Raw genomic sequence first — 20,155 nt, forward strand, 5'->3', positions numbered from 1 at the left:
TACGGTTCCACCAAGGCCGGCCTGGATGGCTTCTACCTGAACCTGGGTGAGGCCCTGGAGGAGTACGGCGTCAAGACCCTGGTTATCCGCCCGGGTCAGGTCCGTACCCGTATGTCCGCTGACGTGGACGAGGCGCCACTGACCGTGAACAAGGAAGATGTTGCCAAGCTCGCAGTGAAATCCGTCGAGGCCGGTAAGACCCTGGTCTGGGCTCCGCCGGCATTCCAGCTTGTGATGATGGTGCTGAAGCACATCCCGCGCCCGATCTTCAAGAAGCTGCCGATTTAAAAGTGGGGTTCGAGGGACTCGATAGAACCCGGCGAGGCTTGACGGGCTGACGTACCCACCTTTAGCTCCGCCGTTCGTCGGAGTCCGGTTCCTGTGCAAAACTTGAGGGCATGGTAGACAAGCAGGCCGAAACCTCGAGCGCTGACACCACGGGTGCCGACAACACTAGCGCCAACACAACGGGCGAACGATCCTATAGTGAGCTGGTTGACGAAGATCGCTACGAGATCTTCAATGATGACCAGCTCTCCCTCAAGGCTGCCCTCCTCTACCTGGTCGCAGCGCTTGTGGGCGGTTCGGTTATCGCTCTGGCGTCCTGGTTTGTGTTCCACCGCCTGTCACTGCCGGCCTTTGGCGGCTCGCAGCTGACCAGGGCGGTCGCAACAGCGCTGATTGTCATCACGCTGACGCTCACCACCGTCCTGCTGTATTTCTTCGCCACCAAGGGCAAAGACAATCGCCCCCGGTGGCTAACGTGGTTGACGTACCTGATGGCTTACATGTCACCGGCCATTCTGGTGGTCTCTGCCGTCGGCCTGCCGCTGGGCTCGACCAAGCTGTGGCTGGACGGTCTGTCTGTCGACCAGGAGTTCCGCACTGAATACCTCACCAGGATGGCCGCGGAGCCTGGCCTGCATGACATGTCGTACATCGACATCCCGTCTTTCTACCCCGCTGGTTGGTTCTTCCTGGGCGGACGCCTGGCCAATATCCTGGGCATTGCCGGCTGGGAGGTCTTCCAGCCCTGGGCGTTGATGACACTCGCCGCTGCTGGCTGTGTTTTGATTCCGGTGTGGCAACGCCTGAGTGGCTCCCTGCCAGTAGCCACTGGCATTGCGCTGACAACCACGGCCGCCGCCCTGGCCACTGTCGCCGATGAGCCCTACGCCGCAGTCGTTGCTATGGGTCTTCCGGCGATGACCGTGATGGCCTGGCGCGGTCTCACCGGCGCTTGGTCCGCCATGTTTGGCGTGCTCGTCTTCCTGGGTATTTCTGCGACTTTCTACACTCTTTACACTGCCGTAGGCGCGCTTATTGTGGTCGTGTTGGCCGTGGTCGCGTGGACGTCGTCAAGCTCGTGGATGCCTGTAGTGCGCCTGATCATAATGGGCGTGGGATCGATGCTGATTGCGGCGACGGCGTGGGGTCCGTACATGCTGGCGGTTGCGACGGGGGCACCGCGCTCGGGCGCGACAGCGACGCATTACCTGCCGCCGGAGGGCGCGCAGCTGCCTTTGCCGATGCTCGCCGCCAGCGTGATCGGTGTGCTGTGTTTCATCGGTGTCGTGCGCATGCTGGTCAGCGCTACAGAGCCGGATGCGCGCGCGCTCGGCCTGGGCACGCTGGTGCTCTACGGCTGGGTAGTGGCCTCGATGGTGGCGACACTGCTCGGACGCACGCTGCTGGGGTTTCGCCTCACCGCACCGATTACGTTCATGTTGATTGCGGCTGGTGTGGTTGCGCTTGCCGACGCCCGTCTCAACGGCATCGAGAAGTACTGGCCGCAGGCGGCACCAGCTCACATTGCCAAGCGTGTTTCCGCGGTAATGGCGGCAGTCTTGCTGCTGGCGGGCATTGGCTACGCGCAGTCGATTCCGAATAAGTTGCATGGCGCCATCGACTTGGCGCATACCGACACCGACGGTAACGGCGAGCGCGCGGACCGCTTCCCACCGAATGCCGGGGCGTGGTACTCAGCGGTGGACCAAACGCTGAAGGAGGCTGGGCTCGATCCGGCCCAGACAGTGGTGCTGACGGATGAGAAGAATTTCCAGGCACTCTATCCCTGGTACGGATTCCAGGCACTGACCAGCCACTACGCTAACCCTCTGGGTGAGTTTGACCGCCGTAATCAGGCATTGGAGGAATGGTCGGAGATTCGCGACCCCGATGAGCTCGTGCAGGCAATGGACGAAACGCCGTGGCGCGGACCAAATGCCATTGTGCTGCGAGGCGAGGTTGAGACGCCTGATGGCGAGGATGCCGCTCCGCTGACGTTGGATATCGCGGATGATATCTACCCGAACAATCCGAATGTGGTCTTCCGGAGCCTGAATTTTGCCCGCTCTGCGTTTGAGAAGCACTGGGAGCTAAACCAGGTCGGCCCGTTTGTAGTGGCGGTTCGCAAATAGGTGTTGGCAAGTAGGTATTGGGCGGTTATCCCCTGCCGCAAACGTGATTCCTGTTACTAATGTGGAAACTGTGATGTAACTTTCGCGTTGCAAACTCAAAGAAAAAGGCCAATTACCGTAGTATCTTTCCTTGTGACTGCCGAAACTAAAGAAATCAAAGAAAGTGTCGACGGTTCACCCGAAGTGACCATCGACCGCGTGGAGAGACCGCCTATGGACGGCCCCTCTCCTACGACACTGACTCGTTGGACAGCGATTATCGCTGGAATCGTCGGTTTCATTTGCTTTGTCATCACACCGTTCCTCCCGGTCGTGAATACTCAGTCCTCCGTGTCTTGGCCTCAGCGCGACACGCTGAACTCAGTGGATGCGCCACTCATGGCGCAGGCACCGTTGGACCTGAGCGTCGATTTGCCTCTGTCGCTGACGGATGAACTTTCCGACAAGCGGACAACCCTGTTGTCGACTATCCCGCCGACCGCGGATAAGCCGACCAAACGGGGCTTGATGGTGCGTTCGGGCAAGGACGGCCTCGACGTCATTCTGCGCGATAGCGTGGTGATGAGCCTGGATAAGAAGGAGCTTGCCAGCAACAAGGGCAAGATCCTGGAGATCCGCTCAAACGAGCATGAGACCACCGTCAACATCGACGGTGGTAAGAATGCCGATGGCGAGAAGCTCACCGCCATCGCACACGGCGATTACCGTCCGCAGGTCACCGGTATCTACACTGACCTGCCCGCTGACGGCGACGCGGCCAAGGCCGTAGCCGATGGACTCGATGTCCACATGAACATCGACTCCCGCTACACCTCACACCCGACAGTGGTGAAGTACATCGTCATGTACTTGGGTCTGCTTCTGACGCTGGCTTCTCTGGTCACGTTAGCTCGCATTGACCGTATCGACGGTTCCTCCTTCACTCCGCTGTTCAAGCGCGGTGCGTTGAAGCCGACTCCGCTGGACGTCCTGGTTGGCACGATTTTGGTTGTTTGGCACTTCATCGGTGGCAACACCTCCGATGACGGTTACATCTTCACCATGGCGCGCGTCTCCGACGAGTCGGGCTACATGGCGAACTACTACCGTTGGTTCGGCGCTCCTGAGTCACCGTTCGGCAGCCCCTACTACGACCTGCTGTCGCTGATGGTGAAGGTGTCCACCTCGTCTCTGTGGATGCGACTTCCTGCGCTGCTGTCCGCACTGCTGGTGTGGTTCATTATTTCCCGAATGGTTATCCCGCGCCTCGGCGAGAAGATTGCCCAGCGCCGGGTGGCCTACTGGTCTGCTGCTGGTGTGCTGTTGGCCTTCTGGCTGCCGTACAACAACGGACTGCGCCCGGAGCCGGTCATTGCTCTGGGATCCCTGCTGACCTGGGTATTTATCGAGCGCGCAATTCTAACTCGACGCCTGCTGCCAGCTGCAGTCGCAGTGGTTATCGCCACGCTGGCACTGGGCTCGGGCCCAACGGGCCTAATGGCAGTTGCTGCCCTGCTCGCAGGCATCCCGATGCTGGTGCGCATTGTCGTTGAGCGCCATAAGGCTCTCGGTGGTGGTTGGCAGGCCCCACTGATGCAGATTGCACCGTTCCTGGCTGCGGGCACCGCCATCTTGGTCGGTGTCTTCGGCGACCAGACTTTGGCCACGGTCCGCGAGTCCATTCGCGTCCGCAGCATCATCGGCCCGTCGGAGCCTTGGTACAACGAGTACGTCCGCTACTACTGGCTGGTGCTGCAGTCGGTCGACGGCGCCTTCCCGCGTCGTTTCCCGGTTCTGATTGCACTGGCGTGCTTGAGCATCACGATTGCCGCGCTGCTTCGTCACCGCACCGTTCCGGGGGCTCTGGCCGGTCCGTCGGCACGCCTGGTGTTCATGTTCATCGGCACCATGTTCTTCCTGACCTTCACGCCGACAAAGTGGACGCACCACTTCGGCGTGTACGCGGGCATCGCGGCTTCCCTGGCAGCACTTGCCGCTATGGCCATTAGCCATTGGGTAGCAGGTAACCCGCGCAACCAGCTGTTCTTTGCCGGTGGTTTCACCTTCATCCTCGCTTTCTCGCTGATGGGTATTAACGGCTGGTGGTATGTGTCGTCCTACGGTGTGCCGTGGTTCGACAAGACCATTCAGCTGCGCGGCCACCAGCTGGGTTCAGCAGTATTGGCTCTGGCCTTGCTACTGCTGCTGGCTGGTGCAGTAATGAACTTCGTCCAGGAGTTCCGCACCAAGCCGAAGTCGCAGGAAAAGTCGGCACGCGCGCGCCGCATCAATGCAGTTGCATCGTCCCCGATTGCGGTGACAACACTGTTGGTGACGATGTTCATGGTGGCTTCGCTGGGCAAGGGCGCAGTATCGCAGTACCCGGCATACTCGGTCGCCGCGGGCAATATCCGCTCCTTGGCTGGTCAGACATGTAATCTGGCGAGCGATGTGCTGATGGAAACCGATCCGAACGATGGCTTCCTGAATACCGTCGATGGAAAGCCGCTAGCGGAATCGCTGCGCGGTGGCGGCAAGAGCCGTGGCTTCGACCCAAACGGCGTCCCGTCAAACATGAAGGCCGAAGCTGTGGACACCAGCCAGAGCCAGGCAAGTACTGCCGACACTGATGATCAGTCTACTGATCCGGAAGCCACAGTTGAGGGCGGTTCCGCGTCGGGCACCGACGGCGGTAAGCGCGCCGACAAGGGTGTCAACGGCTCGCAGGTCGAGCTGCCATTTGGCTTGAATCCGGATAAGGTACCGGTGCTTGGCTCCTACTCCGAGGACATTCAGCGTCCGGCAAGCCTGGAAACTTCCTGGTTCCAGCTGCCTGAGATTGACGAGGACCACCCGCTACTCGTCGTATCGGCGGCCGGCCGTATCTTCCACCACGACATCAACGGTGTGGCTCAGCCGGGTCGCAAGCTGGTGGCACAGTACGGTCGCAAGGGCGGCGACGAGGGCGGCTTCGAGGTCCTCTCCGAGTCGGAGCCGATTGATATCGGTCCTGCTCCGACCTGGCGTAACCTGCGCTTCCTGACCGAGGAGATCCCAGAGGGAGCCACCGCTGTGCGACTGGTCGCGGAGGACAATGATGTCTCCGAGGATCAGTGGCTGGCGCTGACCCCGCCTCGCCTGGCCGAACTGCAGTCGATGACTGATGTCATCTCACCGGAAACTGCGACTATCCCGGACTGGCCGGTTGCCTTCCAGTTCCCGTGCCAGCGTCCGTTCGACCACTACGCCGGTGTCGCGGAACTTCCGGAGTACCGCATCACTCCGGACCGTGGTCTGAAGGTCGTCGGCGCAGATGTCTGGCAGTCGGTCGATGGCGGTGGTCCGCTCGGATTCTCCGACGCTGTGAATGAGGCTACGTCTGTACCGACTTACCTCAAGAACGACTGGCGCCGCGACTGGGGTTCCGTCGAGAAGCTCTCGCCGCGTCCGAATAAGGACAAGGTCAAGCCGGATGTCGCCGAAATTGAGTATGAAGATATCACTCGCTCGGGTCTATACTCGCCCGGGAAGATGATTGTGAAGGATCCCTAGGCGAAAGAGCCTCGGCGCTTCCTTCACCTAAGGAGCCCGAGTGACTGCACAAACCCGTTCCATCGTTGTCGCCGCAATGGTTGTGACTGACCCGGTGGGGCGGGTTTTGTGCGTTCGTAAGCGGGGTACGGATACGTTCATGCTGCCCGGCGGCAAGTTCGAGCCGGGTGAGTCCGTCGATAACCCGGAGGTCACCGCCGCGCGCGAGGTCTCCGAGGAGCTCGGCGTGGACATCGAGCTATCGCTGTTGCGTCCGTGGAATATCGCCCGCGCAGCCGCCGCCAACGAGGCGGGCTTCGAGGTCGTCGGCCACCATGTGCGCTATGTCGGAGAGTTCACCGATGAGCTGGCGAACGTTCAGCCCCATGCCGAGATTGAAGAGGTCCGCTGGCTCGACCCCTGGCTGCCGACCGGGAAAATCGCCCCTATGCTGGCCGAGACCACTCTGCCGAAGCTCCGCGAAGAGCTGCCGCAGCTTGCCGCTGGCCGTGAACAGCCACAGCGCGCACTGTCGTCACTAACTGTTTTCTGCGGCTCCGGCTTCGGCAACGATCCCGCCTGGCGCGTCACCGCCGAACGTCTCGGCCAGACACTCGCGGAAAATCGGGTGGAGCTCGTCTACGGTGGCGCGGCGATTGGTCTTATGGGCACGGTTGCTAACGCAGCGCTTGACGACGGCGGCAGTGTCACAGGTGTCATCCCCGAGGTCTTGGTCAAGAAGGAAATTGCCCATCCGCGGCTGACTCACCTGGAAACTGTTGCGACTATGGCCGATCGAAAGTCGCGCATGTATGAGCTCGGCGATGCTTTTGTTGCACTCCCCGGCGGTGCGGGCACGCTGGAAGAGTTCTTCGAGGTGTGGACCCAGCAGCACCTGGGGATTCATGCCAAGCCAGTGGCGTTGCTGGGACCATCGGGCTTCTGGGAGCCCCTGTTGGCGCTCCTGCGCAAAGTTGTGGATGCGGGGTTTGTGCGGCCGGAGCTTCTCGATGCGCTTATCGTCGTCGACGCCGTCGACAAGCTCCTGCCTGCGTTGATTGCGTGGCGTGCGGGGCGGACGAAGTTTTAGCCCGCCCCCAGCACACGGCTAGTGAGCAGCAGCCAGCTGCTGCAGCTCAGCTTCGGTGCCGTTGAAGACATCCTCATCCACGATGGTCGGGATGCCATCGACGCGGCCGGTGGAGGAACGCTGCCAGAAGGCCATGCTCTCCCAACCGCCCGGCAGCGAGGTCGGAGCGCTGTCTTCGTAGGCGGCGAGCCACAGCGGGTAGTCGGTGAAGTCGGTCGAGTTACCCATCGGGTTCTGCCAGAACCAACGGTAGGTGTAAATCATCGGGGTTTCGCCGGTCTTTTCCTCAACGCGCTCGAGGAAGTCCTTGGTCCACTTTTGCAGCTGGGTTGGGTTGAGGCCATTGTCTAGCTCGATGTCAAGCACAGGCGGCAGTGTCTTGTCTGTGGAGATTTGTTCATCGCGCTGCTGCAGTGCTTCTACGTACTGGTCAGCCTGCGCGGTTGCGGAGCGATCCGGGTGTGCCTTGTGGTAGCTGCCCACGTACAGACCGGCCTTCGCGGCGGCGATGGAGTCCTCGAGGAAGTACTTCTGGTCACCTTCGACACCGTCGGTGGCCTTGATGAAAGCGAACTTCTGGCCGCTAGCTGCGACCTCGTTCCATTTCAGCGCGACGCCACCTGGGCGCTGCCACTTGGAGACGTCCACACCGGTCGGCCCCATGTGGAAGCCGGTGCGAGCCGGGTTCGACGATGCGCTGGTAGCCGAACCAGTTGAGGAACCGTTGGCATCAGAGCCCTGCGGCTCCTGAGCATCCGACACCAGCGGCGCATCGGTGATGCTCGGTGATTCGGTCAAAAAGTCGAGCGACCCCTTGGAATCAGCAGCGGACGGGTTGGAGTGTGCAGATGCGTCCTGGGGTTGCGCGTCAGCCGGTGCAATAACACCCAAGGTCAGCGGCGCAACGGCCACGATACTTGCCAAAGTGGCGCGGCCCGGGCGTCGCTTCAGCACCGCGGTCGCGGAAAGTGGAAGAAATTTCATGGTTTGCACCTTACCCCCTAAATCACTTTAGCCCCATTCGTAATCCTAAACTTATCCCGCCCCTCCAGTCACAGCTTCAATCCGCCCTTGCCCCTAGACTGGCGGCATGACAAATAGCACTAATACTGAGACCCAGTCCGCAACGTCCCAACTCTCAACGACTCCTCGCCCACAGGATGACCTCTACTTGGCCACCAACGGTGAGTGGGTTAGTAATCACGTCATCCCGGCTGACCGCCCCATCGATGGCGCCTTTTACAAGCTGAGGGATGAGGCGGAGGAAAACGTCCGCGAGCTCATCACCACTGCCGCCGATGCGGATCAGAATTCCCGCGTCGCTCGCTTGTACAACTCTTTCATGGACGAAGCCGCTATTAATGGCGCCGGCGCTGCTCCGCTCGCGCAGGATTTAGAAATGATTGCCTCCGCCGAGAACGCGCATGAGCTGGCGTTGGCACTCGGCCGCCTCGACCGCCTCGGTGTCGGCGGTGCGCTCGGGTACTGGGTAGAGAAGGATTCCGGCTCGGACCTGGATGCTCTCTACCTGCTGCAGTCGGGCCTCGGCCTCCCGGATGAGGCTTACTACCGCGAGCCTGGTCACGCCGACACTCTCGCCGCCTATGAGCAGCATGTTGCCGCTATGTTGAAGCTCCTCTCCTCGCATGACGACGGCACGGGAGACCTCTCCACTGCACTTGCTGCATTCGAGTTGGTAGACACGGCCGCTGCGGCGGCGCGCATCGTGGCTTTTGAAAAGCGCATTGCCGCTGGCCACTGGAATGTGGTCGATACCCGCGACGCACTGAAGACCTATAACAAGACCGCTATTGCTGATCTCCCCACCGGCTTCCCGGTCGCGGAATGGCTCGCGGCTACCGGCGTGAATGAGACGAACCAGACTGCCATCGACACCATCGTGGTGATGATGCCGTCGTACTTCGAGCACTTGAGCAAGCTGTGGCAGGACACTGACCTGGCAGATCTGCGCCTGTGGGCGCTGTGGCGCGTTCTCCACCAGCGTGCTGCCTACCTGTCGGATGACTTCTCTGCGGAGAGCTTTAACTTCTACGGCCGCACCTTGCAGGGTTCGACCGAGCAGCGTGCACGCTGGAAGCGTGGTGTTGCCTTTGCCGACGGTGCGGTTGGACATGACGTCGGCAAGCTGTATGTGGAAAAGCACTTCCCACCGGAGTACAAGGAGCAGGTCCTGGAACTGGTGGACTACCTGCTGGCGGCGTACCGGGTGCGCATTTCGGAGCTGCCGTGGATGACGAAGGCGACGCAAGAGCGGGCATTGGAGAAGCTGTCGCTGTTTAAGGCCAAGATTGGCTACCCAGAGCGCTGGCGTGATTACTCGGCGATGGAGCTCGGAGATTCACTGATGGAAAATGCTCGTTCTGCCAGCGCTTTTGCGCACGATTATGAGGTGGCAAAGCTGGGTACTCCGGCCAATCGCGATGAGTGGCATGGCACTCCACAGACGGTCAATGCCTTCTACAATCCGGTGGTCAATGACATCACGTTCCCGGCTGCGATTTTGCAGTCGCCGTTCTTCTCACCGGACGCTTCCCCGGCGGAGAACTTCGGTGGTATCGGTGCCGTTATTGGTCACGAGATTGGGCATGGTTTTGATGACCAGGGCTCGCAGTATGACGGGCACGGCAACCTCCACCAGTGGTGGACCGATGAGGATCGCGCAGCTTTTGAGAACCTGACCGCCGCACTGGTGGATCAGTACGAGGGACTGGTGCCGCAGGCTCTGCGCGAGCAGGCAGAGGAAGGCGCTGACCTACCCGGCGTCAATGGCCGCTTCACCCTGGGCGAGAACATCGGTGACTTGGGCGGGCTCGGCATTGCCGTCGTCGCTTTCAGTCGTTTCCTCGCTGCCCGCGGTGAAGAACTTGGACTGGAGGACGCCCCAGAGACCTACCGTGACCTGTTCAAGCAGTGGGCACTGGTCTGGCGTTCTAAGATTCGCCCGGAGTTTGCACGCCAGCTGCTTGCGATTGACCCGCACTCACCAGCGGAGTTCCGCTGCAACGTCATTGCCAGCAACATCGATGAGTTCCATGAGGCCTTCGGCACTTCAGCGGGCGACGGCATGTGGCGTGAGCCGAATGAGCGCGTGAATATCTGGTAATTCTGCGGGAACCCAACCTGCGCTGCGTTCCCCTCCGGCGCCTTCGGGGCCTCCGATGCCCTCCGACACCCTCCGGGGAAAGCCAACGCCTCACCGTTTACTACAAATGCAAAAGCTGACTTTTTGTTTTTGCAAACATGGAACTAAAATCACAGGTGAGGCGCACGCTTTCCCGATGATCAAGTCGGGCAGGGCCACAATCAAGCGAGGTTCCTGTTACAAGTGCGCTTGCTAAGTGCTCTTGTTGGAGGAGGCCGCTGTGGACAGTCGCGACATCCAGGCACTCACCGCCGTCAAACTCTATTACGGCGAGGGGCTCACACAGTCTCAGGTTGCAACCGAACTCGGGGTTTCCCGTCCGACGGTCTCTAAACTGCTCAACCTTGGCCGTGAGCGCGGCTACGTGCGCATTGAGATCCATGATCCGCGCGAGGAGGCCTCAGAGACCGCTACGCAGATGCGGGATCGCTATCAGCTCAACGATGTCCGCTTGGCGCAACCGGCACGCGCTGGCAACGCAGTCCTGCTCCGCGAGCTGGGGCGTGTGGGCGCCGAGCTTCTCGACGAGCTGGTGGTCGACGGTACCCTTCTCGGTGTTTCGTGGGGTAAGACCATGTACTCCGTATCCACGCAGCTGAAGTCCAAGGATGTCTCAGGCGTGGAAATTGTGCAGCTCAAGGGAGGAATGAGCCACTCCGATAAGTCCACGAACGACATCCGCACTATTGGCGCTTTCTGCCACGCTTTCCACGCCTATGCCCGCACACTGCCGCTGCCGGTGATTTTCGATTCGGTCGAGACCAAGCGCATCGTGGAACAGGATCGGTTCATTGCCAGCGTTTTGGCTCTTGGCCGGACGGTGGACATTGCCGTTTTCACCGTCGGCGCCGTCGACCATGATTCGCTGGCCTTGAACTTGGGACAGCTGTCGACAACCGAAAAAGACTTGCTCGTGGAGCGCGCAGTGGGCGATGCCTGCTCACGCTTCTACCGCGCTGACGGTGGCATTGCGCTGCCAGAGGTCGATGCCCGCACGGTAGGTATCAGCCTCTCTGACCTGCGCCGGATCCCCACTCGGGTACTTGTGGCCGGTGGCGCACACAAGGCCGCGGCCATCGACGTGGCCCTTCGAACAAATTTGGCTACTCACCTGGTCATCGACGATGCCACCGCTGAACGCCTGCTTGCGCTGGACTCACCGGCTGCACCGGCTGCACCGGCTTCACCGGGCTCCCCCGATAGCTCCACCCCTCTTACTGCCACGGAATAACCGTCCCGGGACGCATCAGTACAAAGAACTGACACCCGGGCCCGAGAAGCGTCTTTGTCCTCTTCGACCGATAGACTTAAGCGAGCGCACATGTCCGCATATATGTTGCAGCCGCTGTCCGGTCGGAGAGGACGATTCTTTAGGTGTCACCAGCACAGCAAATCAAGCACACACTCCAGGCCTACGAGTCGGCGGACGCATCATTTGCCCAGTCCGCGAAGAAGTTGCCACCCGTGGGGTGGAAAGGAGCGCTCTACGCCCTCAAGCGTGCGGGTATCGAATTTTTCTTGGAGCTCGGTTTCGACGCTGCCGCGAAGTTGACCTACTACACGGTGTTGACCTTCGCGCCCGCACTGCTTGCGATTTATTCGATTGCCACGCTGATGCTGGCCGGCTATACAGAAGACCTCAACCGACTGACCGAAGATTTCATCCGCAGCTACATTCCGGCTGAGTATGCCGAACCGATCCGCAACGTCATTTCAACGATTATCGGCTCCGCCACGGGCGGTCTTGTCGCACTGACTATCGGTATTGTCTTCGCGCTTGTTTCTTCGTCAGCCTATACGCGCGCTTTTTCGCGCACGGCGAACTCCATCTACGGCGTTTCCGAAGGTCGCACGCTAATTCGCTACCACCTGCTCATGGTCGCCATTACGCTGCTGCTGTTGATCGGCACTGTGGTGCTACTTATTGCGATTATTGTCAATGACCAGCTAGTTATCACCATTGTCGAACCGGTTGCCCGCCCATTGGGTATTGAATCGACCACGCGACAGGTCATTGACTTCTGCATCTCCGTCTGGAGTTGGCTGCGCTGGCCGGTGATTATCGTCATGTCGATGATTCTGATTGGCTCGCTGTACTACTTCACGCCGAACGTGCGCATGCGCAAATTCCGCTGGCTCAGCACAGGTTCGGCACTGGCAATTATTAGCTCGCTGATCATCGGCAAGGCGCTCCAGCTGTACTTATTCAACTTTGCGGCTTCGAATCCCTATGGCGCCATGGGTGCGGTTATCGCGCTGATGACCGCACTCTGGAGCATTAATGTGGTCGTGGTCTTCGGCTTCAAGCTGGATGCCGAGGTTGAGAGGATGCGCCAACTGCGCGCTGGCCTGCCCTCAGAGCGATACATCCAGCTTCCGCCTCGAGCTACCGCTGCCGCCGAGGGCGAGCAGAAAATCCATCAGAATCTAGAAAAGCAGGCGGCCGAATTCCGAACTGAGGAAGAGCTATAGCGCAATCACACCCACGATTGCTGCGTTGAGCAGGTTAGTGCACAGACCCGCGATCAGCGCCAGTGGACCGTTCTTGGCAATCTCACCGCGGCGCTCCGGCGATAGCGCACCGAAGGAACCGATCTGAATCGCAATGGACGACAGGTTAGCGAAGCCGGCCAGGGCGAAGGTTGCCAGCATGATGGACTTCGGATCCAGCGAATCCACGTGCTCAGAGAACGAAGTGTAGCCGACGAACTCGTTCAGAATCGTCTTCTCACCAATGAAGCTACCGACCAGCCCTGCGTTCTCCCACGGCACACCAATCAGCCATGCAATTGGCGCAAAGATCAGGCCGAACAGTCCTTCCAGAGACCAGTTATCCTGACCGAACCAGCCGCCAATGCCGCCGATCATCGCCGACAGCATCGCAATCACAGCGATGAACGCAATCAACAGACAGGCCACAACCACAGCGATACGACCGCCGGCCAGCGCACCCGATCCAAGCGCATCAATGACGTTCTTCGACTCGGTATCGCGGACATCCTTCACTGACGCATCCAGGTCAGATTCCTCTGTCTCCGGCCAGAAAGTCTTCGCAATCAGCAGCGAGCCCGGCGCGTTCATCACCGATGCCGCCAGCAGGTACTCCAGCGGCGCACCGAGCAGGGAGTAGCCAATCAAGGTCGATCCGGCCACCGACGCAAAACCGCCCGACATACATGCGAACAGCTCCGACTTGGTCAGTTTCGGAATATACGGCTTAACGACGAGCGGAGCCTCCGACTGCCCGAGGAAAATCACCGTGGAAGCGAAGACGGACTCCACCTTCGAGGTACCCATAATGAACTTCAGTGCGGACCCGACATATTCAACGAAGTACTGCACTACCCGCAGGTAGTAGAGGGCACCGAGGACTGCGCCCAGGAAGATGATCACTGGCAGCACGTTGAGCACGAAGACGAAGTTTTTACCCGTGTCGTCGAAAAGATTACCGAAGACAAACGAGGTTCCCTCATTTGTAAAATCAATCATCTTCTCAATGGCGCCGGCGACGCTCTTCAGCGCATTAAAACCAGGTTCCCACTTCAGCACTACCAGCGCGAATACCGCTTGCAGCAGCAGGCCAACGCCGAGTGTGCGCCAGTTAATGGCTTTCCTGTTCTTTGAGATAGCAATGGCAAATCCGATGACGAGGATGATGCCCAATAAGCCTTGCAGTCTATCCATGACTAAGGTCTTCTTTCTTGATAAAAGAGGCTGTGGTGATGATGCCTACAGGTCCTCGGGACCAAAGGCGTAAGGGAGAATTTTTTCGAAGTCAATGCTGGCCGGAGCGCCTAAACCACCATTTTCCGGGCGCTCGGACTCCACTATGACGCGCTTGCACCCAAATTCGTGCAGGACCTGCCGACAGGCGCCACAGGGGTGGCACGGTGCCGCCTTTCGCCCGACGATGGCGCAGGCCGCAATCTTATGGTTGCCGCCGTGCTCCGCGACCATGCGGAATACGGCTGTGCGCTCTGCGCAGTTGGTCAACCCATAGGACGCATTTTCCACGTTGCAGCCTGTGACCACCGTGCCGTCGTCAAGCAGAAGTGCGGCACCGACCGGAAAACCTGAATAGGGGACGTACGAGTTTTCTGTGGCTGCGTAGGCCTTAGCCAGCAGTTCTTCGTCTGAGATGTGGGACATTGTGCTCTCCCTCCCCGAGCCTGTTCGAGGTATTTATGCAAACATACTTATGTGGGTACAAATGGAAAGTTAACTATTGACATTTGTTCTAGTGCTGATGATAATCGGAATCAGCAGAGTTCACAAGACCAATATCGCTAAGCACAATCGCCTATAAAAGGAGCGAACAATGGCTGAAAAGTTCGATGTAGTTGACGTCATCAAGGTAAAGCGTGATGGCGGTGAGCTCAGTCCGGAAGAGATTTCCTGGGTCATTGACGCCTACACTCGCGGCGTCGTGGGCGATGAGCAGATGGCGGCGCTGAACATGGCCATCTTCATCCGCGGCATGAACCGCCGCGAGATTGTGGATTGGACTCAGGCGATGATTGACTCGGGCGAGACCATGAGCTTCGCCTCGCTGAGCAAGCCCACCACGGACAAGCACTCCACAGGTGGTGTCGGTGACAAAATCACGCTGCCGCTGGGTCCACTGGTGTCCTCCTACGGCGTGGCCGTCCCACAGCTGTCCGGTCGCGGCCTCGGACACACCGGCGGCACCTTGGACAAGCTGGAATCCATTCCAGGCTGGCAGGCGGATGTTCCGAATGATCGCTTGATGCAGATTCTGGAGAATTCCGGTGCGGTCGTCGCAGCAGCCGGTGCGGGCCTGGCACCTGCGGACAAGAAGATTTACGCGCTGCGTGACATCACCTCGACGGTGGACTGCATTCCGCTGATTGCCTCGTCAATCATGTCCAAGAAGATTGCGGAGGGCACTTCCAACTTGGTGCTGGATGTCAAGGTCGGTTCGGGCGCCTTCATGAAGGACCTGGATCAGGCTCGTGAGCTGGCTCGCACCATGGTTGACCTGGGCAACGACGCGGGTGTGAACACCCGCGCACTGCTGACGGACATGTCCACTCCGCTGGGTCTGACCATCGGCAATGCCCTCGAGGTCCGCGAATCGGTGGAAGTTCTCGCAGGTGGTGGCCCCGCAGATGTCGTGGAGCTGACCTGTGAGCTGGCCCGAAACATGCTGGAGCTGGCCGGCGTACACGATGCCGACGTGGAGAAGGCACTGAAGGACGGCCGCGCAATGGATTCGTGGAAGAAGATGATCCGCGCTCAGGGCGGCGATCCGGATGCCGCTTTGCCGGTGGCACCTCACACGCACGATGTGGTTGCGCAGGCTGACGGTTACCTGACCAAGCTGGATGCACTGGCTCTCGGCGTTGGTTCCTGGCGCTTGGGCGCGGGACGTGCTCGTAAGGATGATCCGGTGCAGGCCACTGCCGGTATTGAGATTTTTGCCAAGCCGGGAGACAAGGTGGTCAAGGGCCAGAAGCTGCTCACGCTGCACACTGAAACTCCGGATAAGTTCGAGCGCGCCCTCGAGTCCATCGAGCCGGGCATTGAAATCGGCGACACCGCGCCGACAGCCGAGCGCGAGATTATCCTCGATCGCGTGTCCTAGCCCGCCACCTCCCTACTTTTAAGCACCTACTTTTAAGCTCTCTCCCAAATTTCCGAAAGGACTTGATTTCTCCCATGACTTCCCGCGCTGATGTTGCCAAGATGATTGACCACACCCTACTCAAGCCAGAAGCCACCTCTGACCAGGTCAAGGCTCTTATCGCCGAGGCCGCCAAGCTCGGCACCTACTCCATCTGCATCTCCCCTTCGCAGCTCCCAGTCGAGGTGCCAGAGGGCCTGCATATCGCCACTGTCGTCGGTTTCCCCTCCGGCGCGGTAAAGGCCGAGGTCAAGGCTGCTGAAGCTGCTCGCGCTGTGGCCGATGGTGCTGAAGAAGTCGACATGGTCATCAACATCGCCTTCGCCAAGGAGCACCGCTTCGACGACCTCGAGGCCGAAATCAAGACTGTTCGCGATGCCATTCCGGGCAAGATCTTGAAGGTCATCATCGAGTCGGCCGCCCTGACCGATGAGGAAATCATCGCAGCCTGCAAGGCCTCCGAGTCCGCAGGCGCAGACTTCGTCAAGACCTCCACAGGCTTCCACCCGGCCGGCGGCGCTTCCGCTCACGCTGTGAAGCTCATGCGCGAAACCGTCGGCGACCGCCTGGGTGTCAAGGCTTCTGGCGGTATCCGCGATGCCGCTGCCGCCGAGGAAATGATTGCTGCGGGCGCCTCCCGCCTGGGCCTTTCCTCCTCCGCCGCTGTCCTCGATGGTCTGAAGTAGGCGAACACCGATGCTCTCCGAACAGCTACAAGCCACCATCACCGATTGGATCGCCCACGATCCGGACAAGGCCACCGCCGCCGAACTCTCCTCGCTTTACGACGAAGCCAAGGCCGCCAACCCCGATGCGATTGCCGAGCTGGAAAGCCGTTTTGCCGGGCCACTCGAATTCGGCACTGCAGGTCTTCGCGGTGTCGTTGCAGCTGGCCAGTCCCGCATGAACCGTGCCACGGTCATCCGTGCCACCGCTGGCTTGGTTGCGCATCTGAAGAACATTGTGGGCGATGACTTCACCGTGGTCATTGGTTGCGATGCCCGCCACGGCTCCGCTGACTTTCACCGCGATGCCGCAGCGGTTGTCGCCGCAGCCGGTGGCATGGCCCTGGCTCTGCCACAGCAGCTGCCCACACCGGTGACTGCCTTTGCCGTGCGCCACCTCAATGCCGATGCCGGCATCATGGTCACGGCCAGCCACAATCCACCAAAGGACAATGGCTACAAGGTTTACCTCGGTGGCCGCGCGGTGGAGTCGGATTCCCGCCGAGGCGTCCAGATTATCGCGCCCCATGACAAACAAATTGCGGAAGCCATTGCCGCTACTCCCCCGGCGAATGAGGTCCCGCGCGACTTCGATGCCGTCGAGCAGGTTGGTCCTGAACTGCTGGATGCCTATGTGAAACGGGCGGCTGCGCTCGCAACGACGTCGTCAAGCGAAGAGAAGCAGGCAGCGAAGATTGTCCTCACCCCGATGCATGGCGTCGGCGGCGAGACCATCGTGCGCACACTGAACGCGGCAGGTTTCTCGAATGTCAGCGTGGTCGAGAAGCAGTTCGCGCCGGATCCGGAGTTCCCGACGGTATCGTTCCCGAACCCGGAGGAAGCCGGTGCTTTGGATCTTGCGTTTGAGCTGGCTCGTGCCGAAGACGCGGATGTCATCATCGCGGCTGACCCGGATGCGGACCGTTGCTCGGTGGCTATTCCGGATAGCAGCGTCGACGGTGGCTGGCGACAGCTCTCCGGCGATGACATCGGTGCGTTTCTGGGTGAAGTCATCGGTGCGGACGCCGAGGCCCGTGGGACTGCGACCGTGACCAATGATGAGGGCGCGGAGTTTCCGGCCACGATGGCTAACTCGATTGTGTCTTCGCGCCTGCTGGGTAAGATTGCCGCAGGTCACGGACTGAATTATCGCGCTACTCTGACCGGCTTTAAGTGGATTGCTGGTGTGGATGGGCTCATCTTCGGCTACGAGGAGGCCATTGGCTACTGCACCGATCCGGCAGTCGTGCGAGACAAGGACGGCGTATCTGCGGCGGTGCGTGTCGCCGACGCGGTGGCGCGGTTGAAGGGCCAGGGGCTGGGCATTCAGGACCTGCTGGATGAGGTCGCCTGCGCCCACGGCCTCTACAAGACCGCCCCGTTGACCTTCCGAGTCGAGGACCGCTCGCTGATTACCAAGGGCATGGACACTCTACGCGCCAACCCGCCTGCACAGCTGGCCGGATCGGAGGTCACGCAGGTCACGGACATGAATGACGGCCTAGACATGGTCGACGCCAAGGGCGAGAGCTATCACATCCCGCCTACCGACGGCATTCTCATTCTCACCGAGGCCAACGACCGCGTCATTGCCCGGCCTTCCGGCACGGAGCCGAAGCTGAAGTGCTACTTGGAGGTCGTGCTGCCGGCCGCGCCGGCTGCGATTCCACACGCCGCCGCTGCCGAACGCCTCGACCAGATCAAGGCCGAGCTCAAGGAAATCCTGGGGATGTAGCCACTGAGCAGCTACTAGCTACACCTCGCAACAAACTGGGGTGCGCATGAACGAAACGGTCAAAAAGGCCGTGAAGTCTCATGCGCACCCCAGTTTCGCATGTGCAGCCCGGAGTCTTGGGCCGGCTCATGAGTTACTGACTAGGTTTATGACAAAAACAAGCAGAAATTAGTGCCGAAACTGCCATAAACTTAAGCAGTTTCTCGATGGCCGCGCCCTCATTTGAGGCTCACCACCTCATTTCGGGTCTAGCTAAACGCATCCTTGCCGCATTTTGGGATGACATGCGCCCCATAACATGCTTTAAAGTTTTCCCGGTAATACAATAAAAGACGTTAACCGTGTCCCCAGGGGATGGAACACCATTCGCTACGCGGGTTGGGCTCATCACAGGGGAACATCCCCTCCTCGTGATTGGTACGTCCAGCATGTCGTATAACGAGTTCCCCAGCTCAGACCCCAACTACAATTCGAATCCTTCCACCGGTTCTTTCGGCCCCGTCTACCCGGACCAGGCACCTCAACCCCAACCTCAACCCCAACCTCAACCGCAGCCCCAATTCGCTGCGCAGCCAGCACCAACTTTCGCCTACGCAGCCCCGGCGTATCCGCAGCAGAACTCACGCACTTCCGGTGCCTTGATTGCGCTCATCTCAGTGCTGTGTGTGGTGTTGTTAGGTCTGATTGGCGCGGTACTTTATGTCACCCTAGGCAAAGATGACTCGGTGACTGCGGCCGACACACAGACGGCTGCCACTACACAGGTCGCTGCCGATGCTTCGAGCCAGCCCAACCCACCGGTCACGCAGACTGAGACCGTGGTCGTTCCAAACTCCGCGAACTCCGGTGGCTCTGCTGGGTCCTCGGGCTCGTCACGTGGCCTGGCTGGCGGCAACCTCTCCAGCGCATGGAAGGGCACATCCTCAACGAGCGATCCGTTCGTTCGAAATGTACACAGCGCCTACGTCCGCTACCGCAATTCCACTGGTGCGGAATCCGGCACCATCACGGCCTACAGCCCAACGACTGGCCTGACCTACAACATGTGGTGCCGTCCTGCTGGCGGCAACATCAAGTGCACGGGCGGCCGTAACGCAGTGGTGTACATCGGCTAATGCACACCCCCACAGCCACAGTCGCAACACTCCAGTCCGCGCCCTCCGCCGCAACCTACGCCACGGCGTCGTCGAGACCGCCGTCCAGGTCGTGGAAAATCGCCCGATTCAGGCGAAATGCCTTCTTCGCCTCTTCCACAACAGCATCCTTGTCGGCATCCGAAATGCCCAGCTCTGACAGACTCTGTCGGTAGCTGTCGCGGTAGGGCTTAATTTTTCCAATCGCGGAGAAGTCATAGAATCGGGTTCCCTCCGCACCGATGCCGTAGTGCTTGGCCAGCATGGACGCAATCACCTGACCACCAGAAAGATCACCCAAGTAGCGAACGTAATGGTGCGCCAATGCGGCGTTGGCGTTGCCGTTGCTTTCGATTTCACGAAGCTCGGCCACGTAGTTCTTTGTCGCCTCCACAGGCGAGATCTTTTCCCGCCAATCAGCCCCCACCAAGTGCTCAAGGTCGGCTGCCAGTGCTTCCAAACGCTCCAGCTGCGCATCGTAGACCGCGCTGACCTGCTCCGACTCCGCAGTGGACCGCACTGCCTGCTCCAACGCTTCGTACACAAAGTAGAGCTGACCGGTTAAATCGATGGCCGCCTGCGCGTCCAGTTCACCCGCAAGCAGTCTCGACATGAAGTCGGAGTTTTCCGCTTCACTGTGAACACCGGAAGTCTCCACTTTGAGCCGCTCTGCCAAGGGCTGAGCAGCCAGCTTGTCACCTTCTTTAATCGCGTTTTCAACCATGGTTTTCTTCT

The 20,155-nt window shown here is 59.9% G+C and carries 15 protein-coding genes; 11 read left to right on the top strand and 4 right to left on the bottom strand.

Features of this window, described 5'->3' with window-relative positions; translation table 11 throughout:
• The 4 genes from HMPREF3011_RS11520 to HMPREF3011_RS10200 form a co-directional block, all read left to right on the top strand.
• Positions 1 to 288: SDR family NAD(P)-dependent oxidoreductase (locus HMPREF3011_RS11520; RefSeq protein ID WP_246821519.1), on the top strand; the 288-nt coding region annotated here is incomplete at its 5' end.
• 110 nt (positions 289 to 398) lie between these two features.
• Positions 399 to 2,420 carry a galactan 5-O-arabinofuranosyltransferase gene (locus tag HMPREF3011_RS10190; protein ID WP_070841486.1) on the top strand — a complete coding sequence of 674 codons (2,022 nt, stop codon included), beginning with the start codon at positions 399 to 401 and terminating at the stop codon, positions 2,418 to 2,420.
• A 132-nt stretch (positions 2,421 to 2,552) separates the two neighbouring features.
• Positions 2,553 to 5,951, top strand: a complete 3,399-nt coding sequence (locus HMPREF3011_RS10195; RefSeq protein WP_070841487.1) for an arabinosyltransferase domain-containing protein — start codon at positions 2,553 to 2,555, stop codon at positions 5,949 to 5,951.
• 40 nt (positions 5,952 to 5,991) lie between these two features.
• Positions 5,992 to 7,020 carry a TIGR00730 family Rossman fold protein gene (locus HMPREF3011_RS10200; protein ID WP_070841488.1) on the top strand — a complete coding sequence of 343 codons (1,029 nt, stop codon included), beginning with the start codon at positions 5,992 to 5,994 and terminating at the stop codon, positions 7,018 to 7,020.
• An 18-nt stretch (positions 7,021 to 7,038) separates the two neighbouring features.
• Here HMPREF3011_RS10200 and HMPREF3011_RS10205 read toward each other — a convergent pair whose 3' ends face one another.
• On the bottom strand, positions 7,039 to 8,004 hold the full coding sequence (locus tag HMPREF3011_RS10205; protein ID WP_070841489.1) for a glycoside hydrolase family 25 protein: 966 nt from the start codon (positions 8,002 to 8,004) through the stop codon (positions 7,039 to 7,041).
• 106 nt (positions 8,005 to 8,110) lie between these two features.
• On the opposite strand from HMPREF3011_RS10205, the gene HMPREF3011_RS10210 reads away from it, so the two are divergent.
• The 3 genes from HMPREF3011_RS10210 (at position 8,111) to HMPREF3011_RS10220 (ending at position 12,655) form a co-directional block, all read left to right on the top strand.
• Positions 8,111 to 10,144, top strand: a complete 2,034-nt coding sequence (locus HMPREF3011_RS10210) for a M13 family metallopeptidase (RefSeq protein ID WP_070841490.1) — start codon at positions 8,111 to 8,113, stop codon at positions 10,142 to 10,144.
• 259 nt (positions 10,145 to 10,403) lie between these two features.
• On the top strand, positions 10,404 to 11,414 hold the full coding sequence (locus tag HMPREF3011_RS10215; protein WP_070841559.1) for a sugar-binding transcriptional regulator: 1,011 nt from the start codon (positions 10,404 to 10,406) through the stop codon (positions 11,412 to 11,414).
• 143 nt (positions 11,415 to 11,557) lie between these two features.
• The gene (locus HMPREF3011_RS10220; RefSeq protein ID WP_070841491.1) at positions 11,558 to 12,655 is read left to right on the top strand and encodes a YihY/virulence factor BrkB family protein; all 1,098 of its coding nucleotides are present in this window, start codon (positions 11,558 to 11,560) and stop codon (positions 12,653 to 12,655) included.
• Here the strand turns inward: HMPREF3011_RS10220 and HMPREF3011_RS10225 are convergent.
• Positions 12,650 to 13,867, bottom strand: coding sequence for a NupC/NupG family nucleoside CNT transporter (locus HMPREF3011_RS10225; RefSeq protein ID WP_049189791.1), 1,218 nt, complete (start codon positions 13,865 to 13,867; stop codon positions 12,650 to 12,652). The genes HMPREF3011_RS10220 and HMPREF3011_RS10225 overlap by 6 nt on opposite strands.
• 45 nt (positions 13,868 to 13,912) lie before the next feature.
• Complete coding sequence (locus tag HMPREF3011_RS10230) at positions 13,913 to 14,332, bottom strand: cytidine deaminase (RefSeq protein ID WP_049189792.1); 420 nt, start codon at positions 14,330 to 14,332, stop codon at positions 13,913 to 13,915.
• Positions 14,333 to 14,501: 169 nt separating this feature from the next.
• On the opposite strand from HMPREF3011_RS10230, the gene HMPREF3011_RS10235 reads away from it, so the two are divergent.
• From HMPREF3011_RS10235 to HMPREF3011_RS10250, 4 genes are all read left to right on the top strand, one after another.
• Positions 14,502 to 15,788, top strand: coding sequence for a thymidine phosphorylase (locus HMPREF3011_RS10235; protein WP_070841492.1), 1,287 nt, complete (start codon positions 14,502 to 14,504; stop codon positions 15,786 to 15,788).
• 74 nt (positions 15,789 to 15,862) lie between these two features.
• Positions 15,863 to 16,513, top strand: a complete 651-nt coding sequence (gene deoC, locus HMPREF3011_RS10240) for a deoxyribose-phosphate aldolase (RefSeq protein WP_049172494.1) — start codon at positions 15,863 to 15,865, stop codon at positions 16,511 to 16,513.
• Between the two features lie 10 nt (positions 16,514 to 16,523).
• Positions 16,524 to 18,287 carry a phospho-sugar mutase gene (locus tag HMPREF3011_RS10245; protein WP_070559980.1) on the top strand — a complete coding sequence of 588 codons (1,764 nt, stop codon included), beginning with the start codon at positions 16,524 to 16,526 and terminating at the stop codon, positions 18,285 to 18,287.
• Between the two features lie 428 nt (positions 18,288 to 18,715).
• Positions 18,716 to 19,402, top strand: coding sequence for a hypothetical protein (locus HMPREF3011_RS10250; RefSeq protein WP_246821521.1), 687 nt, complete (start codon positions 18,716 to 18,718; stop codon positions 19,400 to 19,402).
• A gap of 55 nt (positions 19,403 to 19,457) precedes the next feature.
• Here the strand turns inward: HMPREF3011_RS10250 and HMPREF3011_RS10255 are convergent, their stop codons facing one another.
• Positions 19,458 to 20,144, bottom strand: coding sequence for a biliverdin-producing heme oxygenase (locus HMPREF3011_RS10255; protein WP_070841494.1), 687 nt, complete (start codon positions 20,142 to 20,144; stop codon positions 19,458 to 19,460).
• Between the last annotated feature and the right edge of the window lie 11 nt (positions 20,145 to 20,155).

It is taken from the genome of Corynebacterium sp. HMSC074C04, from assembly GCF_001838295.1.
Classification (GTDB): Bacteria; Actinomycetota; Actinomycetes; order Mycobacteriales; family Mycobacteriaceae; genus Corynebacterium; species Corynebacterium amycolatum.

What these genes read in the sequence shown, in the direction of transcription:
- HMPREF3011_RS10255 (WP_070841494.1), bottom strand. Translation starts at nt 20,144, where the DNA reads ATGGTTGAAAACGCGATTAAAGAAGGTGACAAGCTGGCTGCTCAGCCC.
- deoC (WP_049172494.1), top strand. Translation starts at nt 15,863, where the DNA reads ATGACTTCCCGCGCTGATGTTGCCAAGATGATTGACCACACCCTACTC.
- HMPREF3011_RS10230 (WP_049189792.1), bottom strand. Translation starts at nt 14,332, where the DNA reads ATGTCCCACATCTCAGACGAAGAACTGCTGGCTAAGGCCTACGCAGCC.
- HMPREF3011_RS10205 (WP_070841489.1), bottom strand. Translation starts at nt 8,004, where the DNA reads ATGAAATTTCTTCCACTTTCCGCGACCGCGGTGCTGAAGCGACGCCCG.
- HMPREF3011_RS10250 (WP_246821521.1), top strand. Translation starts at nt 18,716, where the DNA reads ATGTCGTATAACGAGTTCCCCAGCTCAGACCCCAACTACAATTCGAAT.
- HMPREF3011_RS10245 (WP_070559980.1), top strand. Translation starts at nt 16,524, where the DNA reads ATGCTCTCCGAACAGCTACAAGCCACCATCACCGATTGGATCGCCCAC.
- HMPREF3011_RS10235 (WP_070841492.1), top strand. Translation starts at nt 14,502, where the DNA reads ATGGCTGAAAAGTTCGATGTAGTTGACGTCATCAAGGTAAAGCGTGAT.
- HMPREF3011_RS10210 (WP_070841490.1), top strand. Translation starts at nt 8,111, where the DNA reads ATGACAAATAGCACTAATACTGAGACCCAGTCCGCAACGTCCCAACTC.
- HMPREF3011_RS10225 (WP_049189791.1), bottom strand. Translation starts at nt 13,867, where the DNA reads ATGGATAGACTGCAAGGCTTATTGGGCATCATCCTCGTCATCGGATTT.
- HMPREF3011_RS10190 (WP_070841486.1), top strand. Translation starts at nt 399, where the DNA reads ATGGTAGACAAGCAGGCCGAAACCTCGAGCGCTGACACCACGGGTGCC.